Annotated in this window: 20 protein-coding genes and 2 pseudogenes; 13 read left to right on the forward strand and 9 right to left on the reverse strand. The window is 36.9% G+C overall.

Annotated features, from left to right (window positions below):
- From E5329_RS30045 to E5329_RS31025, 7 genes are all read left to right on the forward strand, one after another.
- A partial coding sequence (locus tag E5329_RS30045; protein ID WP_275443687.1) for a hypothetical protein occupies nucleotides 1–195 on the forward strand: 195 nt, incomplete at its 5' end.
- Nucleotides 196–447: 252 nt separating this feature from the next.
- Complete coding sequence (locus E5329_RS24170) at nucleotides 448–690, forward strand: hypothetical protein (protein WP_016290522.1); 243 nt, start codon at nucleotides 448–450, stop codon at nucleotides 688–690.
- Nucleotides 687–959 (forward strand): type II toxin-antitoxin system death-on-curing family toxin, encoded by a 273-nt coding sequence (locus tag E5329_RS24175; RefSeq protein WP_330572329.1) that lies wholly within the window; start codon nucleotides 687–689, stop codon nucleotides 957–959. Before E5329_RS24170 ends, E5329_RS24175 begins: the two co-directional genes overlap by 4 nt.
- Nucleotides 960–1669: 710 nt before the next feature.
- The gene (locus E5329_RS24180) at nucleotides 1670–2092 is read left to right on the forward strand and encodes an HTH domain-containing protein (RefSeq protein WP_135991851.1); all 423 of its coding nucleotides are present in this window, start codon (nucleotides 1670–1672) and stop codon (nucleotides 2090–2092) included.
- Between the two features lie 470 nt (nucleotides 2093–2562).
- Nucleotides 2563–3369, forward strand: coding sequence for an MBL fold metallo-hydrolase (locus tag E5329_RS24185; RefSeq protein ID WP_135991852.1), 807 nt, complete (start codon nucleotides 2563–2565; stop codon nucleotides 3367–3369).
- A gap of 166 nt (nucleotides 3370–3535) precedes the next feature.
- On the forward strand, nucleotides 3536–3679 hold the full coding sequence (locus E5329_RS32675) for a GNAT family N-acetyltransferase (RefSeq protein WP_135991864.1): 144 nt from the start codon (nucleotides 3536–3538) through the stop codon (nucleotides 3677–3679).
- Nucleotides 3612–3860 (forward strand): hypothetical protein, encoded by a 249-nt coding sequence (locus E5329_RS31025; protein WP_275443688.1) that lies wholly within the window; start codon nucleotides 3612–3614, stop codon nucleotides 3858–3860. The genes E5329_RS32675 and E5329_RS31025 overlap by 68 nt, the downstream gene beginning before the upstream one ends.
- 430 nt (nucleotides 3861–4290) lie before the next feature.
- Here the strand turns inward: E5329_RS31025 and E5329_RS24200 are convergent.
- The 3 genes and pseudogenes from E5329_RS24200 to E5329_RS24210 all read right to left on the reverse strand — a co-directional run.
- Nucleotides 4291–4469: pseudogene (locus E5329_RS24200) on the reverse strand (cysteine-rich KTR domain-containing protein).
- Nucleotides 4456–5046: a TetR family transcriptional regulator gene (locus E5329_RS24205; RefSeq protein WP_135991853.1), complete on the reverse strand. Its 591-nt coding sequence runs from the start codon at nucleotides 5044–5046 to the stop codon at nucleotides 4456–4458. The pseudogene E5329_RS24200 and the gene E5329_RS24205 overlap by 14 nt, the downstream one beginning before the upstream one ends.
- Nucleotides 5047–5222: 176 nt before the next feature.
- A pseudogene (locus E5329_RS24210) lies at nucleotides 5223–5315 on the reverse strand (TnpV protein); the annotation flags it as partial.
- A 132-nt stretch (nucleotides 5316–5447) separates the two neighbouring features.
- Between E5329_RS24210 and E5329_RS24215 the strand changes: the two are divergent.
- From E5329_RS24215 to E5329_RS24225, 3 genes are read left to right on the forward strand one after another with little or no spacing between them, the layout of a single operon-like run.
- Complete coding sequence (locus E5329_RS24215; RefSeq protein WP_135991854.1) at nucleotides 5448–5705, forward strand: heavy-metal-associated domain-containing protein; 258 nt, start codon at nucleotides 5448–5450, stop codon at nucleotides 5703–5705.
- A 4-nt stretch (nucleotides 5706–5709) separates the two neighbouring features.
- Complete coding sequence (locus E5329_RS24220) at nucleotides 5710–6492, forward strand: ZIP family metal transporter (RefSeq protein WP_135991855.1); 783 nt, start codon at nucleotides 5710–5712, stop codon at nucleotides 6490–6492.
- Between the two features lie 20 nt (nucleotides 6493–6512).
- Entirely contained in the window at nucleotides 6513–6764 is a 252-nt protein-coding gene (locus E5329_RS24225; protein ID WP_135991856.1) for a hypothetical protein, read from the forward strand.
- Nucleotides 6765–7034: 270 nt separating this feature from the next.
- Here the strand turns inward: E5329_RS24225 and E5329_RS24230 are convergent, their stop codons facing one another.
- Complete coding sequence (locus E5329_RS24230) at nucleotides 7035–7967, reverse strand: helix-turn-helix transcriptional regulator (protein WP_135991857.1); 933 nt, start codon at nucleotides 7965–7967, stop codon at nucleotides 7035–7037.
- A gap of 433 nt (nucleotides 7968–8400) precedes the next feature.
- On the opposite strand from E5329_RS24230, the gene E5329_RS24235 reads away from it, so the two are divergent.
- A complete protein-coding gene (locus E5329_RS24235) occupies nucleotides 8401–8637 on the forward strand; it encodes a DUF6061 family protein (RefSeq protein ID WP_135991858.1) in 237 nt (78 codons plus the stop codon).
- A 421-nt stretch (nucleotides 8638–9058) separates the two neighbouring features.
- Nucleotides 9059–11938: a DNA methyltransferase gene (locus E5329_RS24240; protein WP_168356752.1), complete on the forward strand. Its 2880-nt coding sequence runs from the start codon at nucleotides 9059–9061 to the stop codon at nucleotides 11936–11938.
- 32 nt (nucleotides 11939–11970) lie between these two features.
- Here the strand turns inward: E5329_RS24240 and E5329_RS24245 are convergent, their stop codons facing one another.
- The 3 genes from E5329_RS24245 to E5329_RS24255 are packed head-to-tail and all read right to left on the reverse strand — an operon-like array spanning nucleotide 11971 to nucleotide 15798.
- Nucleotides 11971–14355, reverse strand: coding sequence for a restriction endonuclease (locus E5329_RS24245; protein ID WP_135991860.1), 2385 nt, complete (start codon nucleotides 14353–14355; stop codon nucleotides 11971–11973).
- Nucleotides 14321–14827, reverse strand: coding sequence for a hypothetical protein (locus E5329_RS24250; RefSeq protein ID WP_120478867.1), 507 nt, complete (start codon nucleotides 14825–14827; stop codon nucleotides 14321–14323). The genes E5329_RS24245 and E5329_RS24250 overlap by 35 nt, the downstream gene beginning before the upstream one ends.
- Nucleotides 14803–15798, reverse strand: coding sequence for a PDDEXK family nuclease (locus E5329_RS24255; protein ID WP_135991861.1), 996 nt, complete (start codon nucleotides 15796–15798; stop codon nucleotides 14803–14805). The genes E5329_RS24250 and E5329_RS24255 overlap by 25 nt, the downstream gene beginning before the upstream one ends.
- Nucleotides 15799–16074: 276 nt before the next feature.
- Between E5329_RS24255 and E5329_RS24260 the strand changes: the two genes are divergently transcribed.
- Nucleotides 16075–16350, forward strand: a complete 276-nt coding sequence (locus E5329_RS24260) for a hypothetical protein (RefSeq protein WP_135991862.1) — start codon at nucleotides 16075–16077, stop codon at nucleotides 16348–16350.
- Between the two features lie 115 nt (nucleotides 16351–16465).
- Here E5329_RS24260 and E5329_RS24265 read toward each other — a convergent pair whose 3' ends face one another.
- The gene (locus E5329_RS24265) at nucleotides 16466–17788 is read right to left on the reverse strand and encodes a plasmid recombination protein (RefSeq protein ID WP_275443689.1); all 1323 of its coding nucleotides are present in this window, start codon (nucleotides 17786–17788) and stop codon (nucleotides 16466–16468) included.
- A 408-nt stretch (nucleotides 17789–18196) separates the two neighbouring features.
- Nucleotides 18197–18427, reverse strand: coding sequence for an excisionase (locus E5329_RS24270; RefSeq protein ID WP_135991863.1), 231 nt, complete (start codon nucleotides 18425–18427; stop codon nucleotides 18197–18199).
- Between the last annotated feature and the right edge of the window lie 234 nt (nucleotides 18428–18661).

The raw sequence follows: 18661 nt of genomic DNA on the forward strand, positions 1-18661 counted from the left end.
AGAAGAAGGAAAGGGGCTAAATTTATGCCTAAAATTCTAGTTTTCGGACAGGCTGTGGGGGAAGAATCTTACCCCCAAATTCCCCCCCCAAAAAATGGAGAATGGCTATACCCCAAATTTGAAAAATCAGAAATCGGAAATTTTAGAAAGCAAAATCAATTTTCCCCAAAAATAAAATTTGGGGGATACGGTTGAAAAGCCGCTGGCTTAGAGCAGTCAAAAATTACTGCAAAGCCAGTAAAATACATAGTTCCGGGGATAAGCGACCGGGACACAGAATAGGGAAAGTTCGCAAAAAGATGAATGCATAAAGCGAAGTTTGCCTGGTTATTTTGAATGAAGCATTATATTGATAATAAGCTATATAAAAAAGAGTATTTTGGGGTTGAAATAGGTTGAATTCATCCTATAAATTGTATATAATAAGATTATCAGGAGGTATGGACGATGACAATAAATACAAATACAATGGTTTCTATTACGGAAGCAAATCAGAATTTTTCAAAAGTAGCAAGATTAGTGGATGAGCATGGGACAGCTGTTATATTAAAAAATAATGTACCAAGATACCTTGTCATAGATTTCAGTAAAGCAGAACATGATGCTGTTGCGTCAAATGAAGATGTGTTGAGTATATCGAAACGATTAATTGAGAAGAATAAGGAATCTTATGAGGTGCTTGCAAAATGAATAAGCTGACAAAAGAGCAGATTCTATTGCTTCATACTCAGTTAATAGAGACTACCGGAGGAAGCGATGGGATTAGGGACATGAGTCTGCTTGAATCTGCATTAGAAAGTCCTTTCCAATCTTATGGTGGAGAAGAATTATATCCAAGCATACAGGCAAAGGCAGCGAGACTTTGTTATGGACTGGTTAAAAATCATGCAATGATAGATGGCAATAAAAGACTGGGGTTGCCATACTATGTTAGTCTTTTTGGCATTAAATGGTTATGAGATGGAATATACACAGAAAGAGTTATCAGATTTAGTCTTAGATGTAGCGGCGGACAGAAAGCAATACGAAGATATTTTACATTGGTTGTCGGTGCATCAGATGTAAGCCAGATGGTTTGAGACTTCTTACGATAAAATCTCTAAAACAAAAGTAATGGATAAAGGTGTGTTGAAGTTTATAAAGTTGGGGGATGAACCTTACCCCCAAATTCCCCCCAATGGAGAATAGCTATCCCCCAGATTTAAAAAATCAGAAATCACAAATTTTAGAAAGCAAAATGAATTTTCCCCTAAAATAAAATTTGGGGATATGGTTGAAAAGTTGCTGTCTTAGAACAGTCAAAAATCACTGCAAAGCCAGTAAAATACATAGCTCCGGGGATATGCGGCTGGGACGTAAAAAGGGAAAGTTCGCAAAACAGATGAATCAGTAAACTTCTGAATGAAATTGATTCACGAACCCCTGAAAATCCCATAGAATGGGCATTTTCAGGGGTTTTTTGCGTTCTAAGGAGAGGTTCATTATAATATACCCAAGACAGTGGACACGGAACGTTTTTAGTTCCCGACATTTAAGACACAAATTCTCATCCTGATTCTGTCTACCCTTCGTTTTAGACACAGGAGATTCCCACTGAAGTATTTTTCCTATATAGTGGACACATATCGGCTTAAATGTGGTACTCTATTATCAGAACAGGAGGAGTGCCATGAGCAAGAAAGTGTTCACTAACGAAGAAGTGGAGATTCTGCGGAACAATCCTTATACTTACGCAGTTATGCCACATATCCTGTCCTTCACAAAAGAATTCCAAGAGCTCTTCTGGAAGGAATGCCATGCAGGGAAAATCCCCCGCCAGATCCTTGAAAAGCACGGCTATCCCGCAGATGCACTTGGCAAAGAGCGGATCTGGGGAATTGCCCATACCATAAAAAGCCAGTATTACAGCGAAGAAGGACTCCATGAAGGCTCCCTGAAAAAGAGTTCTTCCGGCGGCAGCGACTGTAAGACTACGGAGGAAACTGTCAGGCAGCTCCAGAACGAAGTCCAGTATCTCAGGCAGGAGATCGAGTTTCTAAAAAAATTTCCTCGATCAGAACTGCCAGGAAGTAGGCGCACTGCTTATGAATGAATCCTCCTGTGTATTTGAGATAATTGACCGGACAATCAAGTCCAGTGAAAACAGGCTCTCTGTTAAGGAGCTGTGTAAAACAGCCGGCGTTTCACGGAGCGGGTGCTATGCCTGGGTACTTGACAGGTGAAAAGCAATATTCAGTTAAAATACAGTAACTATGTGGTTTTCAGCCACTTTCACGGCTGTGCCGTGAATAATCTAGGATAAGTTTTTTTATACAAAAGACGGGAAAGAGGTTCAGGGATTCCGGTATCAGTTGAAACTGGAATTTCCGCAGGGGAAACAAACATCCAGGAAAAAATAAAGGTGGCGTACAGGCGCAGAAAATGTTAAAATAGCTATGGTTCATCTGTGCAGGGATGCGGCTTTCACAGGAAGGCTTTCGCATGACACTTTTTTCTATGGCGTGGGCTTAGCGGTGTTATCATGTCGAAGCAGATGGGCCTTTTATAAAATGGAGTGGTAAGATGGTAATAGAATTAAGATATTCCAACACAAATACATATCTTATCCGGGGAACGGATGGCAGCATCCTTTTTGATGCAGGGTGGGCAGGTTCTTTTCCACAGTTTTGCAGGACGCTTGGAGAGGCCGGGGTAGCAGTGCGGGAAATTCGGTATCTGTTTATTTCCCATTTCCACCCGGATCACATGGGAATCGCACAGGAGATTGCCGGCTGCGGCGTGAAAATCGTGGTGGCTGATGTACAGCGGGCGCATATCCATGATGCGGACGGGGTATTTGCAAAGGAGGGGAACCGCCTCTATCAGCCGATTGTGGATGGGGAAGTTCGCGTCATTTCTTGCCGGGAGAGCCGTCTGCTTTTGAAGGAATGCGGGATTGCAGGGGAAGTGGTGCATACGCCGGGGCATAGCGAGGACAGCATTTCTTTATGCCTGGATGATGGGGTGTTTTTTGTAGGCGACCTCAATCCGCTGTATGAATTGGAACTTCACAGAGGGACGCAGATTGGGGAGAGCTGGAACAAACTGCTGGCAAAAAATCCCGTCAAGGTGTATTATGGCCATGCGAAAACGGCGGAGTTAGGTAGGGAGCGAGGGATGCCGCAAAAAGAATCCGGGCATTCCAAAGATATGTTTCGGCTTGTAAAAAAGATTATGAAATACATAGACAAGGGTTATACGCTTTGGGATATTGGGCGGGTGACGGGAGCGGACAAAGAATTTGTGGAGGATGTGGCGAGAATGTATCTTACGCATCAAAATATAAGTGTACAGGGAATTTTGGACAGGATTGAGATTAAAGGAAAATAGCTTGTATGCAGAAATGGAAATATGGACATCTGGAACGTGCAATTGCTACAGGCGATGGGGAATGAGCGGGAAAGAAATCCTATTTCCGAGGTAGGAAAATCGCAATTTATGGAGTTATCCTCAAGGAGCAGTTGAATTTTTTTGTGGGCTTCATTCAAGAGAAAATATCGCTTCAGATATAGAAAATGTTTTTGTTAGAGTTTTATTATTGGATGATTGCTTAGTGGGAACAGGCAGTTGCAATGAAAATCATATATCAAGACTTTTTGTTGTTTCTGATTTTCAGAAAAAAGGATATGGCAGTTCCTAAAACGGATATTTTTTATGATGGGAAATGCTTTATACCAAAGATGAATACTGAAAATGGCGAAGTGGATAATCAAACGCTTTTTTTATATCATCAAAATGAGAATATTTTATGGGCGGATTATGATGGCGGAGAAATAAAAAAAGGAAATATGGTTGGAACAGTTGCAATGAATGGGAAATAGATTTTTATTATCAGCATATTAATTTGAACAACCAGATAAGAATTGGAAAATGTCACAGCATACCACAGATTTTAAGTGATGGCAGAATAGAACTGTCAGAACAATGGCAGTGGCTGAATGGCGATAAATCCAAAGGTTCGTCGATCGTTATAGAAAAAACTACCGATAAAAAATGAATATCATCAGCTCTGCGTCTGGCTCTGTGATGATGTCTTTATTCTTCTTCCATTATACGTAACATATAAAAGCGTTTTATTTTACAGCGGATTCCTTTTCAAGAACCACAAAAACCTTTTTGGAATACAGCGAAACCGCCATAGCCAAAATTGCCGCGCCTATCATTACCAAATATGGCTTGTCGGCAAAATGCCGTACAGTATCATCAGAACAGGTTGTGAATTTTCTTTGCATGATTTATTCATTTTGTTCATCAGCTCGGCATTTTTGCTTCAAGCTTTTTAATCGCTGTTACCTGTAAATCCTTTGTGTCAAGCAAACTTTCCTGTCTGCACTTCGGGCAGTAAAGTGGAAAGTTTTTCAGCTCTGTATCTGTAATCTTGTTTTATTGCCGCATACAGGGCACAATATCCAATGTTCATTTTTGCTCATTCTCATTTCTTGCTTCTTCTTTTATCAGATACATTGTTCCAAAATAGGCATTAGACAATGTCTTTATACAATATGCTTCATCATAAACCATTGCATTATTAGCGAGCAGACTGGCTATTCCATGTGTTACTAAAAAAATTTGAGAAAATATGCTATATGCCTGTCGCTTGTCTACATTTGCTTGTTTCTCCAAAATAGGAAATAAAGAACCAAAATTTTCCCCTGTAAGCCAATCAGAAAGGGAAACGCCTGTATAATAGTTTGAATGAAATAAAAAGCGAAAAAGATTTTTTTCTTCTACGGCAAGCTGAATATGTCTCATACCCACTTCTAACATAGGGCGTTCGTATTTGCCGCTTATGTTTGTTACATAGTTAATATGAAATTCGCTTGCTTTTTTATGTGCTGCAATTCGGACATCTTCAATCCTTTTAAAATGATATAAAACGGGCTGCGTTGAACAGCTGAGCTTTTGTGAAACTGTCCGGGCATTTATGTTTTCTGCTCCCATTTCTTTTGCAATGTCAAAAGCTGCGTCTATAATCATTTCTTTTGTAACTTTAGCCTTTGCTGGCATATCCGTACCTCCTATTTTATAACTGTAGTTATATATAATTCTAATCATATATAAATGTAGGTAGTATGTCAATTACTCTGGATAAAAGTTTACAAATTTGTTTTTTATCAACTTCGTCAATTATAAGCACTTTCCGAAAAAAGCGGCAGAGCTTTAATCCTCTGCCGTCATGTCGCCTATGCGAAAATGATTTCCTTATTCACAATCTCCATTGCACAAGCCTGTATGTTATTAAGCCGTCCGACCCATTCTAAGGCATTTTCAGCTTGGCCTATTGACAAAAATAATGCATAAGAGGTATACTTGGAATTGAGTTAGCGGCTACTACCACAAAATAGCCGCTTTCATAAAAAACATAAGTTAGTTTTTGCTAACTTATATCAGAAAGGAAAAGGGTGCTTATGGTAAAAATGATAGTGGACATAGAAGGAATGGCCTGCGGTATGTGCGAGGCGCATTTAAACGAGGCTGTAAGGAATGCCTTTCAGGTAAAAAAAATGACAAGTTCACATACAAAGAAGCAGGCGGTCATTATTGCGGAGAAGGATATCCCAGAGCAGGAACTGAAAAATGTGGTGGCAAAGGCTGGTTATGACGCTGTGTCGGTAAGCAGTGAGCCCTATGGGAAGAAAGGTCTGTTCTCATCGTTCAGGAGGTGATGCTATGCAAAGGGAAATATTTCAGGGCATACTGATACCGTTCCTTGGGACGGCGCTTGGCTCTGCCTGTGTACTGTTCATGAAGAACAGGCTGAATCCAATGCTTCAGCGGGCTTTGACCGGGTTTGCCGCAGGAGTCATGATGGCGGCTTCCATCTGGAGCCTGCTCATACCTGCAATGGAGCAGTCGGAGACTATGGGGAACCTGTCGTTTCTCCCTGCTGCAGCCGGTTTCTGGCTTGGCATACTGTTTCTTCTGGCGCTGGACCGGGCAGTTCCCCATCTGCATATGAACAGCAGCAAAGCGGAGGGACCAAAAAGCAGCCTGCAGAAACAGGTCTTATTGGTGCTGGCGGTGACGCTCCACAATCTGCCGGAGGGCATGGCGGTGGGCGTGGTCTATGCCGGGTGGATTTCCGGAGATGCAGGGATTACCGCCATGGGTGCGCTGGCGCTTTCCCTTGGGATTGCGATACAGAATTTCCCGGAAGGGGCGATCATCTCCATGCCCCTGCGGGCGGAGGGCATCAGCAAGGGAAAGGCATTCTTTTATGGTATGCTTTCCGGCGCGGTGGAGCCGATGGGTGCGGCGCTGACCATACTCGCTGCGGGTTTTGTGGTTCCGCTTCTGCCGTACCTTTTAAGTTTTGCGGCTGGGGCCATGGTCTATGTGGTAGTGGAGGAACTGATCCCGGAGATGTCGGCGGGGAAACACTCCAACGTGGGGACAGTCCTGTTTGCGGCTGGGTTTACGGTCATGATGGCGCTTGATGTGGCATTGGGGTGAAAAATGAGAGGATAAGAAGAATGAGCAGGCATGATGAAATCAAAAACGCATATAAAAGCCTGGTCGGAAAGACGGCATTTTATGTCGGGATGATCACCTGTTCCACGCTGTCGGGGAAGGCAGTCTGTAAGCTGGTATGGAACATGAATAAGAAGAAAAACGACCGCTATCTGGAACTTGCGCTGGCTGAAAACCATGTACCGGGAAGCGAAAGTGAAGACTGTGGAGGGCATGGCGGCTTTCCGGTGCAGGAAGGGGAACTCAGAGGCTGAAGGGTGAAAACAGATCCAACGAGGAAATTGCAAAAATCGGCAGAAAAATCGGTGAAGCGTTTGCCGCTGAAAAAGCAGGGATTGTAACCCTGCTGACAGAGGACAGACAGTTAAATCCTTTGAAATAATGAGCAGCTATTTCTACAGGGCAGGGGTGCTGTATTCCACATCTGAAACAGGTGGGGCTATCTTGGTTATTGGGAGAAAAAGCAAAGCCCTGGGCTGAATAGAAATAAATTAGAAGGGTTATTTAATAAGCAGTGTATGATGCTAATTATTGCTTTGCCTATATTTGGAAGGAGTTATATTCTGATATTTTTGAAACTGTTTGGTGAAATAGCTTGTGTTATTATATCCTACCAAGAGTGCAATTTGTTTTATAGGATAACTGGTGCTTTTTAAAAGGGCCGCAGCTTGTCGGATACGTTCCTGATTTATAAACTCAGAAAAGTTTTGCCCTGTTTCTTGACGGAAAAGATGTGAAAGATAATCAGGATTGACATGCAAAGTATCAGCTACAATCTGAACAGATAGATTATCAGAAAGATTTGCCAACGAATAAGTAATTGCTTCGTGCACTAATGGCTTTACATTTTGATAACGATAACTTTGAGCTAATTCACAATATTTTATAAGAATTTGTTCACAAAATGACTGCAAAGCAGTATATAATTGTGTATTTTCTATTTTTATGGCTATTTCACCAGAAAGCTTATCCAAAAGATATGGGTGAATTCCAATTTCCTGCAGGGCAGAACGCAACAGAGAATTCATGATGATGCATAAATTTTGTGCATTTCGGATTGGACTTTTGCTGCGATGGATGTGGCTTATATCAGTAATAAGTGATTGATATAATTTTTGTGCAAGAAATAGATTTCCTTGTTTTACAGCACAGATTAGAGCTGTGCTGTGTTCGTAGCGCTGTTCCAGTAGACGCATGGGAAGAACCGTTTCATAATTAGCAACTAAAGTAACTGACTGATTTTTAAAATAGTTGCCTTCATCAATTAAATAATAAGGAAGAGAGGATGTTTCAAACAGGCATTCTCCCACGGTTTGAGCGAATTGATGTAGAGCAGCAGAGGATAAAACCGGAAGATTATGGTAATACTGTGCCAAGGCTTCACGGTATGTGTAAAGATTCTTATTTTTTTGATAATATTTTCTACAAGTGAATCTGAAAATGGCTCTTTCAGACATGGGCCTGCAATCAGGAAAGAATCTTCGGAAACAAGCCGGATTACAATAAAAGACGCTGATAGACGTCCTTTAATTTCGTAAATAGAAGACGAAGCAATGTTATGAAAAAGAGAAAGAAACGTATCATCTTTTTCAATTCCTTTGACTATTCCATATAAATTATGATTGTGATTTGATGATTTTTAAGGGAAATATTAGCTGTTATATTTTGTTATTAAAATCTCCGCTAACCCTTGAAAACACTAAGTTTGTCGCAGGTGAGCTTTCCCTTATCGTTTCCCTTGTGTTATATCTTTCCACAAGGCATTATGAACCCTGATAAGGGAAAAAATAAGGGAAACGAAATCACAGGAAACACTATAACACAAAATGAACAGGTATGGTGAACTGATAGAAATGCTTTCATAATTTTTAACGAAAGAGGACAGATAAAATGAATATTATTTATGCAACATACAATATCCACCATGACAGCATTGACGTATATACTTATTCAGGCTATTTTTTACGGATAGATTGTGTTAAAGCAGAAGAAGGATTGAAAACCACTCCCTGCTCTGAATGTGCCTTAAATGCATTGGCAATAGATGAACCCCTTGAGTATGCAAGGCTTTATCTTGAGGGAAATATGCAAATGTGGGTGGATGCAGAAGATTCATTAGACCTTTAATAAATTTATGGTTCTTTCTTAGACTATGAATAATTCATCTCTGCCAATATTTCAGATTTTGCCATAAATTTAATGTTTCGGCAAAACTGGTTCCGGCAGTGTATCCAAACATAAGAAAGAACCAAATTTATATGATATACCTTTTTTGCATTAAAACTTTTGGATTCAATTCGATAAACCTTAAACCTTTTCTTTCTAAAAATTCAATTATATGTATACCCATATTTTGCCTTAAGCTCTAAATCAAACAGATTCTTCCATATACAAATATAATTTCTATACAAATGCAGATTACACTACAAAGCATAGTTCATATTTTGTTATAATCAACTTCCCGATGTGAAAAAAATATAAATATTTTTTTATTTGTGATTGCTTTTTTGCACCTTTCAATTTATAATGCTATATGGAGGTTTTTATCATGGAGAATTTTACAGTTTTAAACTACCAAGGTAGCAAAAATAATCTTAGTAGTTTTATATATAAAAATATAGAGCCATATATACAAGATGGCAGGGCAATTTTAGATATTTTTTCAGGTTCTGCTGCTGTTAGCAATATGTTTAGAGATAATTATCAAGTCTATGCGAATGATGTCGAATGTTATGCAAGTATAATAGCTGACGCTATTTTAAATCAGGCAGACATAGAAGCTGCTTCTAACCTCCTTCATTCACTAGACATAGAATATACTACTACTATTAAAAAACAGGCAAATCCTATTATAAATTTTATAAACCATGAACAGCAAGCATTAGAACATGAAAACTTTGAAGAATTGATTGCTCTTTATAATTCATATCCAACTGTTTGGAACAACCAATATTCCCAAATAACTAAATCTCTATTGACAGTTGATGGCATAAAAAGCACTAAGGATTTTTATCTATTTACAACATATTATGCCACAAACTACTACGGGATAATCCAAGCACTCGATATTGATTGTATCATCAAAGTGATTAATACAAGTTTTACAGAATATAAGACTGCCTTGCTTTCATGCTTGTTTTATGCAATGAAAGAAGCCGTTTTTTCCAAAGATGGTCACATGGCTCAACCACTGAATCCTGAAAAAAATCAAAGTCGTCTTTTTGTTCAACGGAAAAAGAATATTTATGAATTATTCATTAAAAAATTCAAGGAATATATCAGTGTTCCTCTTTCCAAATTTTCTGGAAAGAACATGATCTTTAATTCTAATTTTGAGGAATTATTAGACGAAAAACTTTTTTCTAATGTAGGTTTAGTTTATGCAGATCCGCCATATACGGATATGCAATATTCAAGATATTATCATCTGCTAAATGTAGCTGCCAAATATGAGTATCCCTTGTTAACCGTTACCAAAAATGGTTATACCAAAGGTTTATATACTGAAGGACGCTATCAATCAAAACTAAGTCAACGTGGTTCAGCTAAGCAATCATTAGAAAATTTAATCAGCTTCTGTGCGCACGCACATACGAACCTTGCTATTAGTTATGCATATCCTCAAGACAGAGAAATACAAGCCACGGACAGGTATACCGTTTCAATTGACGAATTAGTAGAACTCGCAAAAAAATATTACACAAATGCTCGTGTTAATGTAGTAACGCAAAATTATAATCATGCGAACCATCGAAACAGTGAACAAAAAAAAGTTCTCGAATATTTGATACTATGTGGTGATAAAAATTTGAATCAAGTTAATATTGATTCGCTAAAAAAAACTTTATGCAACCTTTTGCCAAGTAAAAACAATTCAATGTATAACTCTCATATGTATTGGTCGCAAAAAGCATTTAATATCTGTGATACATTGATAAATTCTCTGTCAAATAGAGGTGATGTTGTCTTTGATCCATTTCTTGGATCCGGAGTAACAACACTCGAAGCCATTAAAACAGATTTGTCTCGTTGCGCTATTGGTTGTGATATTAACGATATGCCATTATTCATTTCAAAACTTTTATTATCCGTTAATACCATTCCAAATATAAAAAAAGAGCTCGAAAACTTTATATCAGAACTAAACACATTGTTTCACTACTATGAAACCACTTGTCCAATATGTAAAAAAACCGGCACTATTTCAAAAGTAATATTTGACAAACCAGAGAGAACAGGTTCAAAGATAATAATTAAAACCATCAATTATACATGCAAGTGTACAAAAAGAGGCATTAAGACTGCTGATGAAAGCGACTATGCAAAAATTAATGTTACCCCAGTATTAAAAAATATCAGCAATACTACCTTACTCTATAACTCCAAGATAGCAGTAACCGAAAATGATGATATTAAAAACATATTTACGGGACGTAACTTATCCGTACTAGACGAAATATTGAGCATAATTAACAAATATAGCGAAAAGCATCAAACTATTTTAAAATATATTCTGATGTCCATATTGCATCTATGTAAGATAACTGATAAACATTCAAATTCTCAATGGCCGTTATGGATACCTAAAACCGATTGTGTTGAGAAAAATATTATAGATATTTATACAAAGAAAATCAAAAAATTTTATGAAGTCATACCATTTATGAAAGAAAATTATACTGATTCCGAAATAGTTGAATCATATAGTTCTCTTTCTCCCTGTAAATGCTTATTATTGCAAAAAGGTAGTCAATCAATAACCGAACAGGATATACCAGATAATGGTGTGGATTTAATTGTAACTGACCCTCCCTATTTGGAACAAGTTCTGTATTCCGAATATATGCAGTTATACAAACCATTTTTAAATTTAGATTATAACTTAAAAGATGAAATAATTGTTTCTTCTGCACCTTCCCGCAACAAGAGCAAGGGAGACTATTTTAATTTATTGGAGCAAGTTTTTCATATGTGTTCCCATAAACTGAAACCGAACCATTATTTATGTTTGTATTTTCATGATAGTGATTTAAATGTTTGGAACGAACTAATCACTATCTTGGAAAGAAACTGTTTTAGATTTATCACTCAAATACACATTGATAAGACTGTTACTTTAAAAAATATTATTAGTCCTAAAAAATCGTTAAATGGTGACTCTGTACTTATTTTTTCAAAAGGTGTTGCTCCTATAAAACACAACGCCGAAGAAGACATATCCGAAATCGAGCACAATATTATTCGCCAAGCTAAATTTATGGTAAAATCAAATGGTTCGATGTCTACTCCCGAATTATATGACAATGGACTTATGGAAATTTTAATCCAGAACGGCTGGTTATCTAAACTGTCAAATAAATATTCTTCTTTAGTTGATATTTTTGATAAACATCTAACGTGGGATTCTTCTACAGCTAAATGGAAATGACACAAATGCGAGGATTCTCCTCGCATTTGTGCTTATATATCTTGAATTCCATTATAATACTCTCCCGGAAAGTATTTGTTAAGACGTTGCATCAACTGATTTCCATCTACAGTCTCAACCTCAAGATCAAATGCCACCTTTTTACCATCTTTGGTATACCCAGAGGTCGTCACACAAACTGCATAGTCCAATCTTCTTCTCATCCTTTCAGCATATAATCTCTGTATAGGGTCAGAACCAACATTTGAAGCCCAACGTTTACACTGGAAAATATAATGCAACAATCTATCCTGTTGACGTTTAGAGGCAATAATATCAACACCTAAGTCACCTGCCCCTCCCATCTTTATAACATTTTCATACCCTTCTTTTTTCAGTAAACTTTGTACTAAAATTTCAAAATCTGTACCACTTAATGTTGATATATCAATCGCATTCTCATTAGGTTTACTAATATCTTGTCTTTCAACATAATATTGCCCGTCTTTTTCACAATAATTTAATATTAAATTACCAATATCTCTTTGATGGTTTTCATCTTCTAAAATTTGTGCAATCGTTTTGGGATTACCATCACATAACGAATTGACCAACTCGAAGTAAACATCTTCTAATACAAACTTGCCTTTACTGTCCAAAAGTTGTCTAATAAAAATTGGCATTAAGTCATATAATTTTGTATACAAATCCGTTGTATCCTCAATATCTAAATATAATTGATTATTATCGATTTGTATGCAGCCCGCATCTACCTTAAAATATTGCTGTAACAGTGTCTTTATTTTCAATATATCTTGTTCACTAGCTAAATATGAATATTTTGACTTTAAGTCATTGCAAACGAGAGTTACGGCACTTGATAATGTCACATATTCTTTTGTTCGAATTAGGTATAAATACACTTTTTTAACAAGTAAAAACTCATAATTTTCGTTACCAATATACCAATATCTATCCTCTTTTGGTAATTTATAAAAAACAACTATCATCTCATTCATAAATGTATTGGTGAACGCTGATTGCTTTCTTATTGTCGGATCTTTTTTTTCAACTCCAATTTGATATGCATACTCGAAACCGTTTTTGCGAGCTAAATTTACAATTTCTATATAAGTTTTAAAATACTTTGCTTTCCCCAGTTTCATTGTAAGAAACACAAGCCCATCTTCATTTAATACGCTATAAAAATGAGAAAACATATTGTCAATATCTTTATAGTAATTCTCTATATCCCTTTTTTCAATTCTTGACTCTGCATTTGTTAGAACTATTTCTTGCTTCAACATATCTTCTGTTAATGCATATTTAGAATCATAAAACTTTTCCAACCAAATACGATATAATTGATTTCTTTCTAAATATGGAACTTGGTCAGTATATGGAAAATCAGTATAGATAATATCTACTTTCAGATCAGGGTTTTCTTTAATATACTCTGCATAGTCCTTATTGGCAATTATTACAGTTGAATCTGTTGTTCCTATTTGTTTATCGCTATAAACGGACTTGAATTTACAAAAACTTTTATACTTTTCCTCAAAAAGTAGCCAAACATTCATATCCTGTGCCCCATGCCCCACTACATGATATAATATATCGGTGCTGGAACCGTACATAGCAATTCTTGCAAGCGAAATAGAGGCAACCAAAACTTGTTCTAATACATCTTTTTCGTCTGATGGTTCAATTTTATTAATTGCATCTTGTAAAATCAATAAAGCAATTTTATTTCTTTGTGTAAAAATCCTATCATATTTATCCGCGCCTGTTGATGATGTAATATTAATCCTGCTATTTACAATATATTGATTTCTTGGAAATCTTTCTACATCTACTTTTTCTAGTCTAACTAACTTTTGATAATCTTCATCATCAAATTTTTTGGACTTACCACCACATACTGGACATTTTTCTATAAGTTTTATATTTTTACCATCTATTATTTCCCTATTATTAGATGGATTAAAATATCCTTCTTTGCCTTCTTCAGGATCAAACAAAACTTTACTTATATAATTTTTGCTACCACAACATGATGTTTCATATAATCTCATTATCTGCTCATATACATCTTCTTTAACAGCATCAAATAATTTACTTAATTTAAGCATATCTACCTTATTCATCAATACACTTACAGCATTAAATGTATAATTGTCCAATTCCGTAGCATAAATCTTTTTTACTTTTCCCATCGCAGCATATACAAATGAACCGGAACCCATAAAAGGATCATATATAACATCTTCACTATCACTTATTGCTTCTATTACTTTTTCAGCTATAATAGGAGACTTCCTGCCTTTAAAATTAAAAGTCGTCCGCATTTCATTAGGAACAGTATTAGGAACATCTTCAATAGCTGTTTTAATTTTATTTAATCTACTCTTTATTTTTTCGGGTATCTGTTTTCTCAATTAATTTGACCTCCTTGATTAATTCATATGTCGGTTTACCTAATGCAGATGCCATCTCATCTAATTTCTTTAATGGTGGCGTTTTAAAATTTTCCTCTCTGAAATACGATTTTAAAGCAGCTTCGCTGACAAATCCATAAAACAAAGCAGCTTTATCTTTCCATGAAAATCGTCCCTTTTGTAAAAAATATTCTTTTAAGTTTTTTATCAATATTTCTCTTGAATTATTTCTTAGTAATTCAATTTCTGCAAAAATATCACCATCCTTCTGTATCAATGCATACGACCAACATCCTATTTTATCACTTATCTGATCAAGTCTTTTAAGAGAAGGGCATCTGGTTTTACTTTGCCAATGTTTTAGCGAGTCTTCAGTAACATTTAAAAAGTTTGCAATCTTTCTGTAGGTATTCAAATTATGATACCCTGCGAATCTAATGATATTATCTATAAATATGTCCTGTGAATCCACTTTGCATCTCCTTCCGCAATCATTTTGTAAACATCTTTAAGACCAATACTCGCAGTCAAACGCCTCACTTGAGGCAATCTTTTTTCTCTAATGATTAATTTCTTCTCCAGTAATTCAATTACTGCCATAGGATGACACGCTATAATACTTTTTATGGTAAATGTTCTCTTATCCACTTGCGCCAAAATAATTTTTTCGTCGTTCAGATAAGAATCCAAAACATTTGCCGATATATCTTGAAAAATCCATAAGGGCCTTGTGCTAACCTTATACTCGTATGTTTTACCATTTATATCATAAGCATCATGTTTTTTCTGTTCGGGATTTATTCTATGATTCAAATTACAAGCAACCAACAACTCCCATAATTTATTACTGGTCAAAATCCCGTCCACATTAATTATTTCTTCAATTTTTCTAGCTGTAAGAAAAATTTCTTCCAACGCTATGGAACATACTGATTCAAATTCTGTTTTTACAGGATGCCATGATACTATATTGTGTGTTTCCACTAAAGTATATGGCATATTTTCAATTATTTGATGGGCACTGATATTTATCATTTTTCTTTTGTTCTCTATATTTTGTGTACTTATTTCCATATATTTAGCAACTTCTACTCCAGATACAATATATAATTTTTCTATTTCGGGTATATCATACTTATCATTTATAACCACAAAATAAACGAAATTTACATTATATAGCTTTTTAATTGTTCGATCAGTAAAATCATTAAATGTCCATGTATGATTAGAACTGGATTGCTTATAATGTTTATACTCATAAAAGTTACCATATTGATCCTTCGCATCAGGAGAATAGGCATGTCCATTTATAATCTGATGTCCAAATTGATTAGCAATAAGAACCTCAAAGATTTTACTATTAGTATAAATATCTACTATACCATTCGCATAAAAAAATTCACTCAATTCATTTAATTTATTTATTAATTTCCATAAATCCATATCATTCACCTCGCTATTAACGATACACTTTATATTTTCAATATTGGTGACTATTTGTCACTTTGTATAACGTTTCAAATGACTATTTGATAATTCTCACAATGAAAATAGGGGGTATATTGTAAAAATACACACCCCTTTGTAATCATCATTTAAACAGATCTATTATACAGAAAAAACAGGTATTGGAAATCTGCATTTGGAAAAACAGAAAAATCGCAAAGGTCATTTTAAAGATTTGCCTTGACAGAATGTATTAGACAAAAGGAGTTTTGTATGGAAAACCCAGGAAATAAAACAAAATATCTGTTGGACATGTTTGTTAAAATAAGGACCGTCAAAGCCTTAAACAAAGCAGTCAGCAGAAACAGCACTTACCATGATACGATGAAACGTCAGGACAAAGCATTTGACAAACTGGATAATGCGGAGTTAAGTAAAGAACAGAGTGCAATCGTTGACAAATCGCTTTCAGTGCCAATGATTTCTGCGCAACATATGGTGCAGCCCTTACAGATTGGGATTGCAGGACGGAATAAGGCTTGCGCCTAAAGTAAAAGAATTTGAATAATTGTATATGCCAAAAGGACATTTTCAAAGAATGAAAGTGTCCTTTTGAGCATTACAAGGTTTAATTTTAAGTCTGCCGCTTTATACTTAGTTAGGTCTAATACATATGACTTCGGTTCATTTTTACCCCCATAAGCTGTACCTGCTTTTCGACAGCCTCCACATTCTGCGCTAGCTGCTCTATTGTGCCAGTACGGTTTTCCGGCTTGATTTCCGGCTGTATCAGTTCCTTTGGGTATTCCTGCCTTGTATGGATATCCATATAGGATTTCAAACGATAACAGTATCCCTCATTCCTATAATCTTCAAACACAGGGGAAACTTCACCCTTTGAAGTCTGCCACCGCATAAGGCGTGGAAACCAGCACAGTCCGTCCATGATGATTTCCTTAAATGAATTGAGCAGTTCCCCAAGTGCGGTTAGCAAGCCACGAAAGCTGTTTCCTGCCTCGATATTCGCCCCACGCTCCACATGGTTCGCAAATTCCTCAATCAGCGGCGCAAAGGGCAGATATGACTGTATAAACTGCTTTATCTGTCTGAGCGCTTTTAGGAAGATATTGGAACTCTCAATCTCCCCGTCCAATTCGTCCAATTTCCTCTGCGCAGTGGACTTTCTATGGTTCAGGACGAGAATGTCAGCCTCCAGTCCTATTTTATCCGTTGATAGTTTTTCAATCTTTTCTTCCTCTTTAGCAACTTTGTATTCCGCAACCGTCAGGTCATGGTTTTTTCCCTTTTTCTTTTCCTTTACTTCCTGTTGGAAGATAGCTTTCATATAGTGGTTGGCGTCTGCCCGCATTTTATCCTGCAAAACTTCCGACAGGACTTGGGGCGTGAATACGGAACGCTTTGACACTTTTGTTGACAAGCCACGCTTAAACCCTCTCCCTATCGGAATGCCTACAACGTGCATATGCGGGCTTGCCTCATCAAAATGGATTACCGCATTGGCAACCTTAAAATCCGGCAGATACTCCTGCAGTTTCAAAAGGAGCTGCTTATAGACCTGTTTCATAAATATTTTGTCACCGCTGTTCTGTTCCCAAAATTTCTTATCGCCGCATTGTATGATGACTTCCACTGCCATGTCCTGTTCCGTTTCGGATACATGTTCAAAATAATCACCAATCCGTCTTTCCGGTCTTGTCTGCTTTGCATTGTATTCTTGCAGGGCGGCATCAAATTCTTTGTGGTACACATTTTTCACGTCCTGCATGAGATTGGTTGTCCCATAAAGAAGTGTGATGTTATCCCTGCTGTAATCCTGCGAATGGTATTTCCTCAAATTGTGTTTTGCAACTCCGGCAAGTTTTGCCTTGCTGTTGATTGCGCTTTTCTTATTGCTGATATGGTTGCTGAAAGAAATCTCTCCCATGTTTTCCTCCCTGATTTCATGTTGGAGCAGTGCGGTTATCATCTTGGCTCCGCCATAGATGATAACCCCCTAGCAGTATTGGCAAGCCAATACTGCGGGGGCTCTCCGAGGGTATACAGTGAAATGTGCTTTCAGCATATTGGAAACAATTTTCCGGCTGTTTTATGCTTGTTCTTCTAGCAATCCTTTTATTTCTGCCCGTCTTTGTTATCCTTATCTGTCCCAAATACACTGGTTATGCTGAATTACATTTCTGCTGTTTCCGGCGGTCAACTGACTTTATTCAAAGTGATTGCATTTTTTAAGTTCATTTTTTGCGGAACATATCCCACAGTTTTTTTCAGTGAACTTACTTTTTAAGTTCATTCTTTAAAAGTGACTGCATTTTTTGAGTTCATTTTTCAAAAATGATTGCATTTTTTAAGTTCACTGTAACTGTGAGCCTGCCTTTTATACAACCGCCTTTCTTGTGACAGCCTTGACATTTCCCTTGTCCCGCAAATCCCTTCCTTCATTCACCGTCATAAACAGTTCCAGAATGTCCTTTTTGATAAGTACCTTTCTCCCCACTTTTAATACAGGGAGTTTATTCCACTCCACCAGTTTCCTTAGTGTGTTCCGACCTATTCCGGTGTAGTCTGCCGCCTCCTCAATGGAAAGGGCAATCTTCATTTCTGTCATTCATTCTCCTCCTCTCAAATTGCATTATGCAATTTTATAGTATGCTTACTATACATCATTTATATTTCGTTGTCAAGCGTTATGTAATTTTGAAAATTATATTTAACTTGCATATTGCAATAATGGTTTTGGTATGGTATACTTTAACCATACCGATAAAGGAGGAAACCCAACATGAAAGACAAAGAGCTGCGCCGGATAATCGGCGGCAGGGCAAAACAGCGGAGACTGGAA

The sequence above is a fragment of the Petralouisia muris genome (assembly GCF_004793545.1).
Classification (GTDB): domain Bacteria; phylum Bacillota; class Clostridia; order Lachnospirales; family Lachnospiraceae; genus Petralouisia; species Petralouisia muris.